15 protein-coding genes and 1 pseudogene are annotated in these 17,444 nt (G+C 68.6%); 7 read left to right on the top strand and 9 right to left on the bottom strand.

Annotation, left to right across the window (positions count from 1 at the left end; all coding sequences use genetic code 11):
• Positions 1–10 precede the first annotated feature (10 nt).
• Both ACZ5TO_RS14180 and ACZ5TO_RS14175 read left to right on the top strand, forming a co-directional pair.
• Entirely contained in the window at positions 11–739 is a 729-nt protein-coding gene (locus tag ACZ5TO_RS14180) for an SDR family oxidoreductase (protein WP_464798547.1), read from the top strand.
• 60 nt (positions 740–799) lie between these two features.
• The gene (locus tag ACZ5TO_RS14175) at positions 800–2,431 is read left to right on the top strand and encodes an FGGY-family carbohydrate kinase (protein WP_464798546.1); all 1,632 of its coding nucleotides are present in this window, start codon (positions 800–802) and stop codon (positions 2,429–2,431) included.
• Here the strand turns inward: ACZ5TO_RS14175 and treY are convergent.
• The 3 genes from treY to treZ all read right to left on the bottom strand — a co-directional run bounded on the left by treY (position 2,428) and on the right by treZ (position 7,305).
• Positions 2,428–5,043 (bottom strand): malto-oligosyltrehalose synthase, encoded by a 2,616-nt coding sequence (gene treY, locus ACZ5TO_RS14170; RefSeq protein WP_464798545.1) that lies wholly within the window; start codon positions 5,041–5,043, stop codon positions 2,428–2,430. The genes ACZ5TO_RS14175 and treY overlap by 4 nt on opposite strands.
• Before the next feature lie 69 nt (positions 5,044–5,112).
• Entirely contained in the window at positions 5,113–5,484 is a 372-nt protein-coding gene (locus ACZ5TO_RS14165; protein ID WP_184145274.1) for a CBS domain-containing protein, read from the bottom strand.
• A gap of 27 nt (positions 5,485–5,511) precedes the next feature.
• On the bottom strand, positions 5,512–7,305 hold the full coding sequence (treZ, locus tag ACZ5TO_RS14160) for a malto-oligosyltrehalose trehalohydrolase (protein WP_464798544.1): 1,794 nt from the start codon (positions 7,303–7,305) through the stop codon (positions 5,512–5,514).
• A gap of 145 nt (positions 7,306–7,450) precedes the next feature.
• On the opposite strand from treZ, the gene glgX reads away from it, so the two are divergent.
• Positions 7,451–9,532 carry a glycogen debranching protein GlgX gene (gene glgX, locus ACZ5TO_RS14155; RefSeq protein WP_464798543.1) on the top strand — a complete coding sequence of 694 codons (2,082 nt, stop codon included), beginning with the start codon at positions 7,451–7,453 and terminating at the stop codon, positions 9,530–9,532.
• Positions 9,533–9,543: 11 nt separating this feature from the next.
• Positions 9,544–10,586: pseudogene (locus ACZ5TO_RS14150) on the top strand (DNA topoisomerase IB).
• A 3-nt stretch (positions 10,587–10,589) separates the two neighbouring features.
• Here the strand turns inward: ACZ5TO_RS14150 and ACZ5TO_RS14145 are convergent.
• From ACZ5TO_RS14145 to ACZ5TO_RS14130, 4 genes are all read right to left on the bottom strand, one after another.
• A complete protein-coding gene (locus ACZ5TO_RS14145; protein WP_464798542.1) occupies positions 10,590–10,853 on the bottom strand; it encodes a DUF2934 domain-containing protein in 264 nt (87 codons plus the stop codon).
• Positions 10,854–10,921: 68 nt separating this feature from the next.
• Positions 10,922–11,185 carry a DUF982 domain-containing protein gene (locus ACZ5TO_RS14140; protein ID WP_184145269.1) on the bottom strand — a complete coding sequence of 88 codons (264 nt, stop codon included), beginning with the start codon at positions 11,183–11,185 and terminating at the stop codon, positions 10,922–10,924.
• Positions 11,182–11,574: a CBS domain-containing protein gene (locus tag ACZ5TO_RS14135; protein WP_464798541.1), complete on the bottom strand. Its 393-nt coding sequence runs from the start codon at positions 11,572–11,574 to the stop codon at positions 11,182–11,184. The genes ACZ5TO_RS14140 and ACZ5TO_RS14135 overlap by 4 nt, the downstream gene beginning before the upstream one ends.
• A 13-nt stretch (positions 11,575–11,587) precedes the next feature.
• Positions 11,588–11,797, bottom strand: coding sequence for a hypothetical protein (locus ACZ5TO_RS14130; protein ID WP_184145267.1), 210 nt, complete (start codon positions 11,795–11,797; stop codon positions 11,588–11,590).
• Positions 11,798–11,948: 151 nt separating this feature from the next.
• On the opposite strand from ACZ5TO_RS14130, the gene ACZ5TO_RS14125 reads away from it, so the two are divergent.
• Positions 11,949–12,731, top strand: a complete 783-nt coding sequence (locus ACZ5TO_RS14125; protein ID WP_464798540.1) for an SDR family oxidoreductase — start codon at positions 11,949–11,951, stop codon at positions 12,729–12,731.
• Between the two features lie 68 nt (positions 12,732–12,799).
• Entirely contained in the window at positions 12,800–14,311 is a 1,512-nt protein-coding gene (locus tag ACZ5TO_RS14120; protein WP_464798539.1) for a malonate--CoA ligase, read from the top strand.
• Here the strand turns inward: ACZ5TO_RS14120 and ACZ5TO_RS14115 are convergent.
• Positions 14,299–15,156, bottom strand: a complete 858-nt coding sequence (locus tag ACZ5TO_RS14115) for a LysR family transcriptional regulator (protein WP_464798538.1) — start codon at positions 15,154–15,156, stop codon at positions 14,299–14,301. The two genes, ACZ5TO_RS14120 and ACZ5TO_RS14115, sit on opposite strands and share 13 nt — an antisense overlap.
• A gap of 128 nt (positions 15,157–15,284) precedes the next feature.
• On the opposite strand from ACZ5TO_RS14115, the gene ACZ5TO_RS14110 reads away from it, so the two are divergent.
• Entirely contained in the window at positions 15,285–16,472 is a 1,188-nt protein-coding gene (locus ACZ5TO_RS14110) for a cyanate transporter (protein WP_464798537.1), read from the top strand.
• 65 nt (positions 16,473–16,537) lie between these two features.
• Here ACZ5TO_RS14110 and ACZ5TO_RS14105 read toward each other — a convergent pair whose 3' ends face one another.
• A complete protein-coding gene (locus tag ACZ5TO_RS14105; RefSeq protein ID WP_464798536.1) occupies positions 16,538–17,374 on the bottom strand; it encodes a bifunctional allantoicase/(S)-ureidoglycine aminohydrolase in 837 nt (278 codons plus the stop codon).
• Positions 17,375–17,444: the final 70 nt, after the last annotated feature.

The raw sequence follows: 17,444 nt of genomic DNA, 5'->3' as shown, positions 1-17,444 counted from the left end.
AGTTTCAATCATGACCGATCTCATGAAGGGCAAGATCGCCGCCATCACGGGGGCCGCCTCCGGCATCGGCCTCGAATGCGCCAAGACGCTTCTCGCCGAGGGCGCGAAGGTGGTGCTCGTCGACCGGGCGAAGGACAGGCTGGAGCAGCTCTGCAAGGAGCTCGGCCCGAATGCCCTGCCGCTCGTCGTCGATCTCCTGAACCCGTCCGACGTCTCGGGCATGCTGCCGCGCATCCTCGATATCGCCGGCGGGCTCGACGTCTTCCATGCCAATGCCGGCGCCTATATCGGCGGGCCGGTGGCCGAGGGCGATCCGGACGCCTGGGACCGGATGCTGAACCTCAACATCAACGCGGCCTTCCGCTCGGTCCATGCGGTGCTGCCCTACATGATCGGGAAGAAGACGGGCGACATCCTCTTCACCTCGTCCATCGCCGGCGTCGTGCCCGTCGTCTGGGAGCCGATCTACACGGCCTCGAAATTCGCCGTGCAGGCGTTCGTCCATTCGACGCGGCGGCAGGTGGCACAGCATGGCGTGCGCGTCGGTGCGGTGCTGCCGGGCCCGGTGGTGACGGCGCTCCTCGACGACTGGCCGAAGGAGAAGATGGACGAGGCGCTCGCCAACGGCAGCCTGATGCAGCCGAAGGAAGTGGCCGATGCCGTGCTCTTCATGCTGACGCGGCCGCGCAACGTGACGATCCGCGACCTCGTGATACTGCCCAACAGCGTCGATCTCTGAAACCGGGAGGGCGGCTCCTCCGCCCTTCCGCAATATTCCTGACTTGCAGGCGGTAGAACCATGAGCAACACCTCCTCCGCACGCCCGGCGGGCGGCGAACGCTACCTCGTCGGCGTCGATGTCGGCACGGGCAGCGCACGGGCCGGCCTCTTCGATCTTTCCGGCCGCATGCTGGCCTCGGGAAAGCGCGACATCTCGCTGTTCCGCGAGCCGGGCGCGATGGTCGAACAGTCGAGCACGGAAATCTGGGCTGCCGTCTGCGCTTCGGTGCGCGAGGCCGTCGCGAAAGCGGGCGTTGCGCCGGAAGCCGTCGCCGGCATCGGCTTCGACGCCACCTGCTCGCTGGTCGTGCTCGGTGACGGCGGGACACCGCTGCCGGTCGGTCCGTCGGAGGACCCCGCGCGCGACATCATCGTGTGGATGGACCACCGCGCGGTGAACGAGGTCGAGCGCATCAACGCGACGAACCATGACGTGCTGCGCTATGTCGGCGGGCGCATCTCGCCGGAAATGGAGACGCCGAAGCTGCTCTGGCTCCGGGAGAACCGGCCCCAGGTGTTCGATGCCGCCTGGCAGTTCTTCGACCTTGCGGATTTCCTCACCTGGCGGGCGACGGGCGACCTTGCCCGCTCCACCTGCACCGTCACCTGCAAATGGACCTATCTCGCCCATGAGAAGCGCTGGGACCCGAGCTATTTCCATGCCATCGCCCTCGGCGTGCTGGCGGAGGAGGATTTCGCGCGCATCGGCCAGCGCGTCGTCGAGCCGGGCACGCCGCTCGGCGCCGGCCTGACGGCGCAGGCGGCGGGCGAGCTCGGCCTTGTGGCCGGCACGCCGGTCGGCGCGGGCATGATCGACGCCCATGCCGGGGGCATCGGCACGGTCGGCGTCGACGGGCCGGCGGAAAGCAATCTCGGCTATGTCTTCGGCACCTCCTCCTGCACCATGACCTCGACCCACGCGCCGGTCTTCGTGCCGGGCGTATGGGGGCCCTATTTCTCGGCCATGGTGCCGGGCCTCTGGCTCAACGAGGGCGGCCAGTCGGCGGCCGGGGCGGCGATCGAGCAGCTTCTTTCCTTCCACCCGGCAGCCGCGGAAGCGGCGGCGCAGGCGAAGGCGCGCGGCCTTTCCCTGCCGGTCTTCCTCGCGGAACTGGCGGCCGGGCGGGCGGGAACGCTCTCGGATGTGGCGAGGCTTGCGGACGGGCTGCATGTCGTGCCGGAATTCCTCGGCAACCGGGCGCCCTTTGCCGATCCCCATGCGCGTGCGGCCATCGTCGGCCTCGGCATGGAGCGCGACATCGACAATCTCGTCTCGCTCTACATCGCCGGCCTCTGCGGCATCGGCTATGGCCTCAGGCAGATCATCGACGCGCAGGCGGCGGCCGGCGCGCCGGTGGAGAAGATCGTCATCAGCGGCGGTGCCGGCCAGCTCGACCTCGTCCGCCAGCTCCTCGCCGACGCCACCGGCAAGCCGCTGCTCTCGACTCGCTCGGAAGAGCCGGTGCTGCTCGGCGCGGCGATCCTCGGCAGCGTCGCGGGCGGCGCCTTCGAGGATGTGCGCTCCGCCATGGCCGCGCTCTCGGCGACCGACCGCATCTACCAGCCGGCCGGCAGCGAGGCCGCGGCCCTGCATGCCCGGCGCTACGACGCCTTCAAGCGGCTGCAGCAATTGGCGCGCGACATCCGCTAGGCGCCGACAAGCAGCGCCACGGGCTCCGTACCGAGGATGTCCGCAAGCGGCATTTCCGGGCGGAGCGGGTAAGTGCGGCCGTCGAGGACGGACCGGACATCGCGGCCTGCGAAGCCCGCCGGGAGGTGGAGACAAACATCCTCCAGCGCGCCTGCGGAAAGATGCAGGCCCTCCGGGGCGATGCGGCCGAAGGTGAGGCGCGGGACGACGGTGATCGCGAAAGCCTCCGGCGCGGCGCGCAGGAAGGCGAGTGCCCCGCGGTTTCCATCCGAAATCTCCAGCGGAATGTAAGCGCCGGCGAACGGATTGCCGCCCGCCCGGTTCCGCTCGGCGAGCACGGCCGCGACCAGCCATTGCTTGTAGTCGGCGAAAGTCGCGCGGGATGGCCGGGGCTTTTGCGGGACGGTCAGGACGGCGGGGTCGAGCGGCCGGCGGTTGTCCGGGTCGACGAGGGAGAAATCGCCGCGCTCGCTGCCCTGATAGATGTCGGGGATGCCGGGCGCGGTCAGCTTGATCAGGGTCTGCGCCAGCGAGTTCATCAGGCCGGCATCGATGAAGGGTCGCAGCGTTTCGGTGAAATCCGCGCAGAAATCCGTGTCGCCAAGCAGGTCTTCGACGAAATCGATGACCTTTTGCTCATAGCCGGTATCCGGCAGGACCCAGTTCGAGACCGTCTTTGCCTCGCGCAACGCCTTCTCGACGTAGTGTCGCATCCGCTCCGCGAAGGCGGCGCGGTCCTCCAGCCCTTCGGGCGGCCAGGCACCGGCAAGCGACTGGTAGACCAGCCATTCCACATCGGGCTCCGGCACCGGCCGGCCTTGATGCCGGCGGCGGTGGCGGGCGTTGCGGGCGGCCCAGCGCCGTTCCGCGGCGATCCATACGTCCGGCGCCTCGCCGAGCGCATAGAGGCGCGCACGCGCATCCTCCCCGCGCTTCGTGTCGTGCGTCGCGGTGGCGGAAAGGCCGTGCGGCATCGCCTCCTGCCTTGCCTGCATGGCGGCGTGGAAGGCGCCGGGACCGCCCGTCGGCCGGCCCGGATCGCCGCCCACCTCGTTGAGCGCGATGAAGGCGTTCTCCCGGTAGAAGAGCGTATCCTCCAGCGCCTTCGCCATGACGGGGCCGCTCAACTGCTGAAAGCGCGTGCGGAATTCCACGCATTCGGGCATGGCGTTGCACGTCCTGTCGTCGGTCAGCAGTTCCCAGATGAAGTCGATCGCCTCGCGCACCTCCGGGCGCACGCCCTCCTGCGCCTCGCGGCGTACCGCAGCGAGGACCTCCCGGTCGCGCCCGGAAATCTCCGCCGTCGTCGCCATGTAGGTGCGGTAGACGGGCAGGGCGACGATCATCGCGCAGATCGCTTCCGTCAGCGTGCTGCGCGAATAGTCGGCATGGGCGGTGTCGGCCATGGCCTTGGCGAGCAGCGCGACGCGCCGGACCTCGCCCTGGAAATTGTCCGCCAGCATCTGCCGCTTGCTCGCCCGCATTTCGTCATGGAAGGTGCCGCGATGCTCCTCGTTTTTCAGTGGCTGGAAGGCGCCTGCGAGCCGCCCGCCCTCCGTCTCGTCGACGAGTGCGTCGGCAAGGGAGGCGATGAACTCGTAGCCTGTCGTGCCGTCGACAGGCCAGTCGGTGGCGAAGGGCTCGTCTTTCTCCAGGATCTTCTCGACGAGGATGGGGACGTCCGGTCCCACGGCGGCGCGCAGGCGCTCCAGGTAGCCGCGCGGATCGGCGAGGCCGTCGACATGGTCGATCCGAAGGCCGTCCACCGTGCCCTCCCGCACGAGGGCGAGGACGAGCCTGTGGCTCTCCTCGAAGATCGGGGGATCCTCGACGCGCAGGCCCGCAAGCCCGGCGATCTCGAAGAAGCGGCGATAGCTGAGATGGCGGCTCGCCGCCTTCCAGTCCATCAGCCGCCAGGGCTGGGCCGCATGCACGGCCTCGATCCGGCCCGGCTCGCGCGAAAGGGCCGCAAGGTGGCGTTCCAGCTCCTCGCGTGTGCCGGGCGGTGCCAGCGTCCTTGCGAGGAGGCCCGCCCCTTGCGGGTTCTCCTCGGGCCGCGCCGGCAGGACGGTGCCTGTGAAACCGTCCAGCACCATCGCGTAGCTTTCCGGGGCGAGCGGGTAGAAGCTTTCGCCGTAGCGGAGCGCAAGTGCGTCGTGCCGCGGGTCGAGCGCAAAGCAGAGCGTGTCGTCCGCCAGCTCCCCGGCGAAATCCTTGCCGAGGAAGGGCAGGGTCAGCGGCTCGGACCAGTCGATATCGAAATGGCGGGAAAACGGGCTTTCCTCGCCCCAGACGACCACGCTGCGCCACCAGGGGTTTTCGAGGCTCGCCGCCATGTGGTTGGGCACGATGTCGAGGATGAGGCCGATGCCGTGCCGGTGCAGGTCGCCCGCAAGGCTGCGAAGGCCGTCTAGCCCGCCAAGCGCGGGATCGATCTCGTCCGTCCGCGTGGCGTCATAGCCGTGCGTCGATCCCGCCACCGCCGTCATGAGCGGCGAGGCGTAGAGATGGGTGACGCCGAGGGCCGCGAGATAGGGCACGAGCTGTCGTGCCCTCCCGAAGTCCGTGCCGTTGCGGAACTGGAGGCGATAGGTCGAACGGGGAGGTGTCATGCGGCCCTGGATCGTGCGGTTTCAGCCGCTCAACAACGCATTTCCACCCGATTTGTTCCGCTTTGCGCGTCAGATTCCGTGGCGCAGGAAATCCGATTGCGAGACCACCCCCGCCAGCCGATCCTGCCGGTCGAGCACGGCGAGGCGCCGCAGGTGGAGCGAATTCATGTTGGCCTTGACGCCATCTGCCTCCTCGTCGTCGTAGCAATAGGTGATGTTGGTCGTCATGATGTCGCTGACGCGGGTGGTTTCCGCATCGAAGCCGGGTGCGACCGCGCGCAGGATGATGTCGCGGTCGGTGAGCGTACCGACGAGGCCGGTCGCATCGGCCACCGGCAGGAAGGCGATGTCCCATTCGGCCATGAGGCTTGCCGCATATTGCAGCGTTTCCTCCGGGCGGACGAGATGGACATTGCTGGTCATGATTTCTGCGATGCGCATGCGGGACCTCTCGCGCAGCCTTTTGCCTTATAACAGACGAGCGGCGTGTTGGTTCCCGCTCTCGGGCCCGCGGTCGACGGCAACGAGGATGGAAGGGCCGCCTGCGCCGGCGGCGGAAAGCCGGAAGACCGTCTCGCCCGGGGCTTGCGGCAGGGCGCGGGCCTCCTTTGCGAGGTTGGCGCGGATGGCGAGCGTCGCCTTGGCGAAGCGCCAGTCGATGGCAAGAACGTCCGCCTCGGCGGGCAGGATGTGCGGCTCGACGGCGCCGCCGCCGGCGAGCAGCGGCACGACATGGGCCTGGCGCAGGGCGATGAGCTCGCGCACGAACCGGATGCTGGCGCGGCCCTCGGGCGAGCCGGCGCGCGACCAGTCGAGCTGCGAGCGGCGGAAGGTCTCCTCGTCGCCGGGGTCGGGCAGGTGGTGCGCCGTCGTGCCTTCCGGCAGCCCGCCGAAATTCTCCGCCTCGGCCCTGCGGCCCTCCCGCGTCGCATGGGCAAGGTCGCCGCCGAAATCGGCAAAGAACAGGAACGGCTGCCGCTCGCCGTATTCCTCGCCCATGAAGAGGAGCGGAATGCCGGGAGCAAACAGCAGCAGCGCGGTCATGACCGTGAGCAGCGTCGGCTCGACGAGCAGCGGGAGACGCTCGCCGAAGGCGCGGTTGCCGACCTGGTCGTGGTTGTGCAGGAAGTTGACGTTGACCTGCGGGGGAAGCGGATCCTGCGGCGGCGGGCCGATCCGGTCCTTCGAGCGGTCCGCATAAACGAAGCCGCGCGCGGTCGCCTCCCGCAGCAGGCGGTCGGTCTCGGCCATGAAGGGGGCGTAGTGGCCCTCGGTCTCGCCCGTCGCGATGACGTGGAGGGCGTGGTGGAATTCGTCGTTCCAGCCGGCGGTATAGTGATGCACGATGCCGCCGTCACGGTTGAGAAGGCCCTTGCGGCTCATCTGGTCCTCCACGACGAGGTGGACGTGGCGGCCGGGAGCGGCGCTGCGCACCGTCTCGGCCAGCTCGATGAGGATATGCCGTTCGCTGGAGTCATCGATCTCGTCGACGGCGTCGAGCCGCAGGCCGTCGAAACGGTAGTCCTTAATCCAGTGAAGGGCGTTCCCGATGAAGTAATCCCGTACGGCCCTTTCCTCGAAGGCGATGGCCGCGCCCCAGGGCGTGTGGCGCTCGGGGTGGAAGAAGGCCGGCGCGATGCGCGGCAGGACGTTCCCGACCGGGCCGAAGTGGTTGTAGACGACGTCGAGCAACACCATGATGCCATGGGCATGGGCGGCGTCGACGAGGGCCTTCAGGTCCTCCGGCGTGCCGTAGGCCGTGTGCGGCGCATAGGGCAGCACGCCGTCGTAACCCCAGCCGCGCCGGCCGGCGAAATGCGCGACGGGCATCAGCTCGATGGCGGTGACGCCGACATGGTGGAGGTGCGGCAGGCGGTCGATCGCCGCACGGAACGTTCCCTCCTGCGTGAAGGTGCCGACATGCAGTTCGTAGACGATCGCCTCTTCCCACGGCCGGCCTTTGCAGCCCGTCTCCTGCCAGGCATAGGCGGCGGGATCGACGAGGACGGAACGGCCTTCGAGGTCCCTGACCTGCGTCCTCGAGGCGGGATCCGCTATCTCCGTGCCGTCTTCAAGCCGGAAGGCGTAGCTGTCGCCCGGCCGGGCAAGGCTCGTGACGGCCTCGTGCCAGCCGTCGCCTGCGGCGGTCATCGCGACGGCATTGCCGCCGACCAGCACGTCCACCGCGTTTTCGGCAGGCGCCCACAGGCGAAAGCGCACCCGTCCGTCTTGAAGCAGGCTCGGTCCCCACGTTCCGGTCATGGTCTCTCCTTGCATGATACGTCCAGCAACGAACCGGGCGGCGGGGCAAAAGTTCCGGGAACAATCGGCCCCTGTTCGCGTTGCTGTCGCGGCTTTTCCGGCACGGTGCGGAACGCCGCCTGCTCGACCGAAGGGGCCAGACCACATGAGCTATTCCTTTTCCGAACTCGATTTCATGAAACCGGAACTCGGCGCCGAGTTCACCGGAGAAGGAACGCATTTCGCCGTCTTCTCCGCCCATGCGGAACAGGTGGAACTCTGCCTCTTCAGCGAGGACGGCAGGGAGGAGACCGACCGCCTGCCGCTGCCCAAGCGCGAGGGCGACGTCTGGTCCGGCTATATCGCCGGCCTCAGGCCCGGCACGGTCTACGGCTACCGTGCGCACGGCCCCTACGAGCCTGCCGCCGGCCATCGCTTCAACCCGAACAAGCTGCTGCTCGACCCCTATGCCAAGCAGGTGCTCGGCGAGATCGAGTGGAACGACGCGCTTTACGGCTACCGTATCGGCGATCCGGCGGAGGACCTTTCCTTCGACGAGCGCGACAGTGCGCCCTTCATGGTCAAGGGCGTGGTGCAGGATCCCGATTTCGACTGGGCGGGCGATGCGGCGATCCGCCGGCCGTGGACGGAGACGATCATCTACGAGGCGCATGTGCGCGGCATGACCATGACCCATCCCGGCGTGCCGGAGGAGTTGCGCGGCACCTTCATGGGCATGGCGAGCGATCCGATCGTCGAGCATCTCGTCGATCTCGGCATCTCCGCCGTCGAGCTCCTGCCGATCCAGTATTTCCCGGATGACCGCTACCTTCTCGAAAAGGGCCTGCGCAACTACTGGGGCTACCAGACGCTCGGCTTCTTCGCCCCGCAGCCGCGCTTCCTTTCCGGCCGGGCGATCACCGAATTCAAGACCATGGTGAAGCGCTTCCATGCCGCCGGCATCGAGGTGATCATGGACGTCGTCTACAACCACACCGCCGAAGGCTCGGAGCTCGGCCCGACGCTGAGCTTCCGCGGGCTCGACAATGCGAGCTACTACCGGCTCTCGCCGGACGACCCGCGCCATACCTACGACACGACGGGCACCGGCAACACGCTGAACGTCGCCCATCCCATGGTGTTGCGCATGGTGCTCGACAGCCTGCGCTACTGGGTCGGCGTCATGCATGTCGACGGCTTCCGCTTCGACCTTGCCAGCACGCTCGGCCGCACGCGCCACATCGAGTTCGACCGCGAGGGCACCTTCTTCGACGCGATCCGGCAGGATCCGATCCTCTCCGGCGTGAAGCTGATCGCCGAGCCGTGGGACGTCGGTGACGGCGGCTACCAGGTCGGCGGCTTTCCCTATCCGTTCCGCGAATGGAACGACAAGTATCGCGACGACGTCCGGCGCTTCTGGAAGGGCGACGGCGGCCTTGCCCCGGGGCTTGCGACGCGCCTTACGGGCTCGGCGCCGCAGTTCAACCATTCGGATCGCGGCGCGACCTCCTCGGTCAACCTCATCAGCGCCCATGACGGCTTCACGCTGATGGACACCGTCTCCTACGACGGCAAGCACAACGAGGCGAACGGCGAGGAAAACCGCGACGGCCATTCGGACAATCATTCGGCCAATCTCGGCGCGGAAGGACCGACGGAGGACGACGGCATCCGCGCCGCGCGCGACCGCCGCCGCCGCGCCATGATCGCCACGCTGATGACGAGCCAGGGCGTGCCGATGCTGCTCGGCGGCGACGAGCTCGGCAACGGCCAGCAGGGCAACAACAACGCCTATTGCCAGGACAACGAGATCGGCTGGACGGACTGGAGCGGCCTTGCCGATCCGTTCCTCAACTTCTGCAAGGGTGCCATCGCCTTCCGCAAGGCGCATCCGGCGCTGCGGCAGGAACGGTTCCTGACGGGCGAGCCGGCGGAGGACGGTTCCACCGAGATCGCCTGGTACAGGGCGGACGGTGCGCCCATGGACGATGCGGCGTGGCAGGACGAGAACCTGCGCACGCTCTGCCTCTTCCTTGCCCGGCCGGCGAACGGCGAGGGGGCGGACCAGCTTCTCATCGTCTGCAACGCCGGCGAGGATTGCGCGGTGACGCTGCCGGAGGTGAACGGCATTGCGGGCTGGAAGCGGGTGCTCGATACGGGCGCCGAGGAGGGCGCCTTCATGGCGCATGACGCCGGGAGCCCGGCCACGGTCTACGCCGCCAGCCTTGCCGTCTTCGAGCCGGCCTGACGGAGCCGGACATGGCGCCCGACAACCTGGAGGAAACGGGCCTCGTCTATGTCTCGGACAGCGAGCCGGGCATCCGGCGCCAGCGGACCGGCCGCAGCTTCTGCTACCGCCTGCCGGACGGCTCCCTGCTCGACGATCCGGACACCAAGGCGCGCATCGCCTGCTCGGCCTGCCGCCGGCCTATGAGGATGTCTGGATCTGCCTTCAGGAGAACGGCCACCTGCAGGCGACGGGCTATGACGCGCGCGGGCGCAAGCAATACCGCTACCATGCCGATTGGCAGGCGCTGAAAAGCGGCGACAAGTTCGACCAGCTCATTGCCTTCGGGCGCGTTCTGCCGAAGCTGCGCCGCGCGGTGCGGCGGGACCTCGACGGCGCGCCCGGCGCGGTCGATACGATGCTGGCGGCCATCACCGTCCTGCTCGACGAGGCGCAACTGCGCGTCGGCAACCGCGCCTATGCCGAGGAAAACCGGACCTACGGGGCGACGACGCTCCTCAAGCGCCATGTCTCGCTTGCGGACGGGCGCATCGTGCTGCGCTTCAGCGCCAAGGGCGGCAAGCGCGTGCAGCGGACGCTGAAGCACCGCCGCCTGCAACGCCTGCTGGAGGAATGCGCCGACCTGCCGGGCCGCGCGCTCTTCGTGTGGAAGGACGACACGGATCTCGTGCGGCCCATCGATTCCGGGCGGCTCAACGTCTATCTCGCGGAGATTTCGGGCATTCCCGTTTCCGCCAAGACCTTCCGCACCTGGGCGGGCAGCCTCGCGGCCTTTTCGGCGGCGCGCCATGCGATCGAAGAGGGCGGGCGACCGACCGTCAAGGCCATGGCCGAGGCGGCGTCCTCCCTGCTCAACAATACGCCGGCCATCGCCCGGTCGAGCTATATCCATCCGGATATCGTGGCGCTTGCGGAGACGCCGGAGACGCTTGCCGCTGCCCTCCGCCGGCCTCTTGCAGGCGTTTCCGGGCTGCGCGCGGAAGAGGAGCGGCTGCTGCGCTTCCTCGAAAACCGCAGGAACGCCCGCCGGCGCGCCCGCCGCAAGGCCTCGTGAGGGTCAGGCGGCGCCGCGGCGCGGAGGGGGCTTGCGGGCGGGAGGTGCCGTCTTGCGGGTGAGGTCGACGGCCGCGCGGGTCGCATCGTCGCTTTCTGCGCTGTTGCGGCGCTTTTCGAGATGGTCCGGCAGCGCCACCCTTTCGAGCTCGGCGCGCTCGCGGGCCGCCTGCTCCCAATGGATATGGTCCCTGCCGTGCGGGCGGCCTTCCGCCTCCCAGAGGCCGTAGGCGCGCTTGCTGATCCATTCGTCGCGTTCGTCGTTCACGATGGTGTCCCTTCGAAAGACATGGTCTTAAAGAAACGGGCTGCCTTTTGCGGCTTGTCGCCCGGATGCTAGCCAGTCCAGGAATTCACGCGGAAACCCGCTTCCTTCGCCGCTTCGATGAAGGCCCGCAGCGCAAGGCCCGGGTCGTCATCGCTCGCAAGGCCCCGTTCGCAGAGCGTCTTTGCTGCTGCAAGGGCCGGCCCGTCGGTCTCCAGCCAATGGTTCTTGAGGCAGAGGAGCGCGTCCCGCGTGCTCTGCACGCGCAGGACCCGCCCGTCGCCCTCCAGCACGACGGCATCGGCCCACAGCCTGTCTGTCGCAAAGAGCGTCATCGCGCGTCCTCCCTGCCCTGCTTTCCGGTTGGAAGGTCGACGAGGCTGACGATGCCGACCACGCGCCGGTCGGCATTGGCGACCACCAGGCGGCGCACGCTGAGCTCGCGCATGCGCGCGGCGACGGCCGTCGTGTCATCGTCCTCGTTGCACAGTTCCGGTGACACGGTCATGAACTCGGCGACGGCGGTGGAGGTGGAAAGCCCGCGGGCAAGCACCGACACGACGATGTCGCGGTCGGTGACGATGCCGACGATGGCGCCCACCCCGGGCACCTCGACCGGCAACGCGCCCACTTCCGTCTCCAGCATCAGCCGCGCGGCCGACTGGGCGGTGTCGCTCGGCGAAATCGTCACGATCTGGGCGGACATCACGTCCTTGACGCGCATCGGTCCGCCCTCGTCAAAGACGCCCGTTGATCAGGCTGCGGCCGTTCGGGGCGGCCGGCACGGCGACGTCCTCGTGCTCCGGCCGGTGCAGCGGCAGGTCCACCTGATGAGGCACCACCACCTGCGGCTCCCAGGAATTGCGGCGCTTGCGGGCGCCGTGCGGGTCCGTTTCCGGGGCTGCGGGTTTGCGGGCGAGCGGCTTCTTCTTCTGGTTCTGGCGCACGTTGACCTCCTGCGGATTGGCGTCCTCTTTCAACCAAACGCCGGTCGGGGGCCATGGTTCCCGACAATCGGAAGCGCGAAAGGCGGGAACCGGAAGGCGCGCCGTACATTCTCCATTCAGCCGGATCGACGCCCAACGAATGGAGATGTCCATGCTCTTTGCAGGAAAGGTCGCCCTCGTGACGGGCGCCGGATCGGGGATCGGCAAGGCCACGGCGCTCGCCTTCGCCCGCTATGGCGCAAGCGTGGGGGTTCTCAGCCGCACCGGCGAGGAGGTGGAGGCGGTGGCGCGCGAAATCCGCACGCAGGGCGGCGCGGCCGTCCCGCTCGTCGCCGACGTGGCGGAGGAGGCTTCCATGCGGGCCGCGGTGGAACGGCTTGCCGATACCTTTGGCGGTCTCGATATCGTTGTCGCCAATGCCGGCATCAACGGCGCCTGGGCGCCGATCGACGACCTCACGCCCGCCGAATGGGACGAGACCATCGCCGTCAACCTGCGCGGCACCTATCTCACGCTGCATCTGGCGGTGCCGTACCTGCGCAAGGCGGGTGAGGGGGCCATCGTCATCGTCTCCTCCATCAACGGCACGCGCACCTTCACCACGCCGGGCGCGACGGCCTATGCGGCGGCCAAGGCCGGGCAGGTCGCCATGATGCAGCAGCTCGCGCTCGAGCTCGGCAAGGCCGGCATCCGCGTCAATGCGGTGTGCCCCGGCGCCATTGATACCGATATCGAGGAGAACACCGAGCGGCGCGGCGCGAAGGAGGCGGGCATTCCCGTCGTCTGGCCGGAGGGCGACATCCCCGTCACCAACGGCAAGCCGGGAACGGCCGACGAGGTGGCCGATGCGATCCTCTTCCTCTCCTCCTCCAAGGCGCGGCACATCACCGGCGTGCCGCTGTGGATCGACGGCGGGCAGGGCCTGCTTCGGTGAGGGCTTGCCTCTGGCGTCGTCCCCGCCTGCTGTGACAAGGTGCGGGGGGAACGGCAGAGGAGACGACCATGGCGAACCACCTTTTCGATGCGATCCGGGCTGCGGCGGCGCGCGGGGCCGTCTTCATCGAGACGGCGGAAGGGCGGCGCTGGACCTATGGCGACATGCTGGAATTTTCCGGCCGCCTGGCGGGCGCGCTGCAGGGGCTCGGCGTTACGCCCGGCGACCGGGTGGCCGTTCAGGTGGAAAAGAGCCCGGAAGCCCTGATGCTCTATCTCGCCTGCCTTCGCGCCGGGGCCGTCTACCTGCCGCTCAACACGGCCTATACGCTTGCCGAGCTCGACTATTTCATCGGCGATGCCGAACCGCGGCTCGTCGTCGTCGCGCCGAAGGCGGCGGAGGGCGTGCGCACGGTCGCCGGCAAGCACGGCGCCCAGGTCGAGACGCTCGACGAGGCCGGCGGCGGATCGCTCCTCGTGCTGGCGGCGGATGCAGGCGCCGATTTCCCCGATGCCGCACGCGGGGCCGACGACCTTGCCGCCATCCTCTACACCTCCGGCACGACGGGCCGCTCCAAGGGAGCGATGCTGACGCATGACAACCTCCTCTCGAACGCCCTGACGCTGCGCGACTACTGGCGCTTCACCGGCGCCGACCGGCTGATCCACGCGCTGCCGATCTTCCACACGCACGGCCTTTTCGTCGCCTCCAACGTCACGCTGCTGGCCGGCGCCTCGATGTATCTCCTGCCGAAGTTCGACGCCGGCGAGGTGCTGCGGTTGATGGAAAGCGCCAGCGTGATGATGGGTGTTCCGACCTTCTATGTCCGCCTTCTCCAGCATCCGGGGTTGACGCGGACGGCGACCGAGGGAATGCGGCTCTTTGTTTCGGGTTCTGCCCCGCTGCTTGCCGAAACCCACCGCAGCTTTGCCGAGCGGACCGGCCACGCCATCCTCGAGCGCTACGGCATGACCGAGACCAACATGAACACCTCCAACCCCTATGACGGCGAGCGGATCGCCGGCACGGTGGGCTTCCCGCTGCCGGGCGTGTTGCTGCGCGTAAGCGAGCCGGAGACCGGCAGGCCGGTGCCGGACGGCGAGACGGGCATGATCGAGGTGAAGGGGCCGAACGTCTTTGCGGGTTACTGGCGCATGCCGGAGAAGACCGCCGCGGAATTCCGCGCGGACGGTTTCTTCATCACCGGTGACCTCGGCAAGATCGATGCGCGCGGCTATGTGCACATCGTCGGGCGCGGCAAGGACCTCGTGATCTCCGGCGGCTACAACATCTATCCCAAGGAAGTGGAAAGCGAGATCGACGCCATGGCGGGCGTCGTCGAGAGCGCGGTCATCGGCCTGCCGCATCCCGATTTCGGCGAGGGCGTCACGGCCGTCGTGGTGCGCGAGAAGGGCTCGGCCCTCGACGAGGCGGCGGTGCTCGACGGGCTCAGGGAGCGGCTCGCGCGCTACAAGCAGCCCAAGCGCGTGCTCTTCATCGACGACCTGCCGCGCAACACCATGGGCAAGGTGCAGAAGAACGTGCTGCGCGAGGCCTACAAGGACCTCTACCGCTCCTGATCGCGGGCAAAATGCCGTTTCAGGATGTCGAGCACCTCGCCGGCGAGTTCCCCGACGATGCCGCCGCGCTCCCAGGCATAGAGCGAGGCGACGATCGGCGGCTCGGGGCTGAATTCGGCGACAGGGCTGACCCGCCAGCCGCGGGCCGCGTCGATGGGCAGCAGCGAGAGGCCGAGGCCGGCTTCGACGGCCATCAGCACGTTGCGCAGGCTTGCCGAGGTGAAGGCGATGTACCAGCGCCGCCGCTCGCGCTCCAGCCGCTCGAACATGGAATCGCGGTAGAGCCCGCCGGGTGGGAAGGTGACGAGCGGCACCGGATCGGGCAGGTCGCCCGCCGCATCGGCGGCGGCGAACCAGGTGATCGGCTCCTCGAAGCTCGCCCAGCTATCGGCGCTCGGCATGTCCTCCTTCAGCACCACGATGTCGAGCTCGCCGGAGCGGTAGCGGCGCGTCAGGTCCGAGCGCAGGCCCGTCATGACGTCGAGCCGTGCTTCCTTGTGGCGTCGCGTGAAGGCGGCGAAGGCGCGGGCCATCTCGGGCGTGGCGATGTCGTCCGGCATGCCGATGCGCACCGAGGTCGTGCCGGAGGTCTCGGCCACCAGCGTCAGCGCCTCGCTCTGCAGGGCGAGGATGCGGCGCGCATGGCCGAGCAGTCGTTCGCCCGTCACCGTCAGGCGCACCGGCCGGGCGGCGCGGTCGACGAGCTCCCGGCCGATCGCTTCCTCCAGCCGGCCGATCTGCTGGCTCATGGTCGACTGCGTCATGTGCAGGCGCTCGGCCGCCGCCGTGAAACTGCCCGCATCGGCAATCGCCACGAAGGCCCGGAGCAGGCGCGGGTCGAGCATGGCGTCCTCCATCGAATTTCTAAATACTAGCTATCTAAACATCTAATTTGCGCATGATTCAAGCCGGTGGTAGCGATAGGCATGTTCGGCGGCGCTCCCTTCCGCCTCCCCAACAGAAAGATCGAACGATGACGGATACGCGCTCCGGCCGCGACTGGACAATGCTTGCACTGGTCGTCCTCGTCGGCCTCAACCTGCGCCCCTTCCTCGCCGCGCCGGGGCCGCTCCTCACCGAGATCGTCGCGGATACGGGGCTCGGCTATGGCGGGGTTTCCATGCTCACGCTCCTGCCGATGTTCCTGATGGGCGTCGGGGCCTTCGTCGCGCCCGGCCTCCAGGTCCGGCTCGGGGCGCGGCGGGGGCTTTTGATCGCGCTCGTCGTGCTTCTTGCCGGCTCGGCGCTCCGCCTCTTCGTGCAGGACGGGCTGTCGCTGATCGCGACGGCCGCCGTCTGCGGCATCGGCGTCGCCTTCATCCAGGCGATCTTCCCGGGCATCATCAAGGCGCGCTTCCCGGCGAGCGTGCCGGTGGTGACGGGGCTCTATTCCGCGACGATCATGGCGGGCGGCGCCTTCGGCGCCCGGCTGATGCCGATGCTCACGGGCGCCGGCTACCGCTGGCAGGCGGCGCTCGCCTTCCTGGCGCTGCCGGTGGCGCTTGCGCTCGCCGCCGCCTGGCGCATCCTCTCGGACGTGCGGGCCGGCCGGCCCGACGGCACGCTGACCCGCCAGCTCCTGCGCCGGCCGCGGACCTGGGGACTGATGCTGTCCTTCGGCCTCATCAATTCCGGCTACAGCTCGATGATCGCCTGGCTCTCGCCCTATTACCAGAGCCAGGGCTGGACGAGCGGCGACAGCAGCAGCCTCGTCGCCGTGATGGCCGCTGGCCAGGCGGCGGCCGCGCTCGGCCTGCCGGCCCTTGCGCGCGGCAATGCCGACCGCCGCCCCTGGCTTCTCCTGACCATCGCCCTGCAGGTCGCCGGCTTCCTCGGGCTCGCCGGCTTTCCGGGGCTTGCGCCGGTCCTCTGGGCGGGGCTGTGCGGCGCCGGCCTCGGTGGCAGTTTCGCGCTCGCCATCGTCACCGCGCTCGACCACCTGCCGCGGCCCGAACAGGCCGGGGCGCTCGCCGCGCTCATGCAGGGCGGCGGCTTCCTGATCGCCGCGCTCGGCCCCTATGCGCTGGCGCTGCTGCACGACTGGACGGGCGGCTTTGCCGCGGGCTGGATGCTGCATCTCGGCTGCGTGCTGGTGACGGCGCTCATCTACCTGCGCTTCGACCCGCGGCGCTATCCCGCCGCCATGCCGATTGCGGGCTGAATGGAAAAAAAACCCGCGCCAGGAGGGCGCGGGTCCGGATTGCCGAGAGGTTTATAGTCTGCGCTCTAGCGGCGGCCGCCGAAAGGCTTCAGCGTCATGTGGCGGTTGACGTCCTTGTAGAGCAGGTAGCGGAACGGCTCCGGGCCGCCGGCATAGCAGGCCTGCGGGCAGAAGGCGCGCAGCCACATGAAGTCGCCGGCCTCCACTTCCACCCAGTCCTGGTTGAGGCGGTAGACGGCCTTGCCCTGCAGCACATACAGGCCGTGCTCCATGACGTGGGTTTCCGCGAAGGGGATGACCGCGCCGGGCAGGAGCGTGACGATGGTCACATGCATGTCGTGGCGCAGGTCGTTGGGATCGACGAAGCGCGTCGTCGCCCAGCGGCCTTCCGTGCCGGGCATGACCGAAGGAGTGATGTCCTTCTCGTTGAGGATCAGCGGCTCGGGATGCGGCAGGCCGTCGACAGCCTCGTAGGCCTTGCGGATCCAGTGAAAGCGGGCATGGGCGCCGGAGCGGTTGTGCAGCGACCATTTCAGGCCCGGCGGCAGGAAGGCGTAGCCGCCCGGCTGGAGCGTGTGCTTGCCGGCCGGCAGCGTCAGTTCAACCTCGCCGTCGACGACGAAGAGCACGCCTTCGGCGTCCGGGTCCTGTTCCGGCCGGTCGCTGCCGCCGCCCGGCGCCACTTCCATGACGTATTGCGAGAAGGTCTCGGCGAAGCCGGAGAGCGGGCGGGCGATGACCCAGCAGCGCGTGTCGTTCCAGAAGGGCAGGAAGGAGGTGACGATGTCCTGCATCACGCCCTTGGGAATGACCGCATAGGCCTCCGTGAAGACGGCGCGGCCGGTCAGGAGGTCGCTCTGCGGGGGATGGCCGCCGAGGGAGGAATAGTAGCTTCTTTGCATCGTTCTCAGGCCCTTTGTCTTTGAGTGTTTCCGTCTTTCCCGGCGGATTGTCCTCCGCCTCGTCTTTTCC

The sequence above is a fragment of the Shinella sp. Sh6 genome (assembly GCF_055392685.1).
The sequence above is the reverse complement of the archived record's forward strand: the minus strand, read 5'-3'. Positions and strand labels throughout refer to the sequence as shown.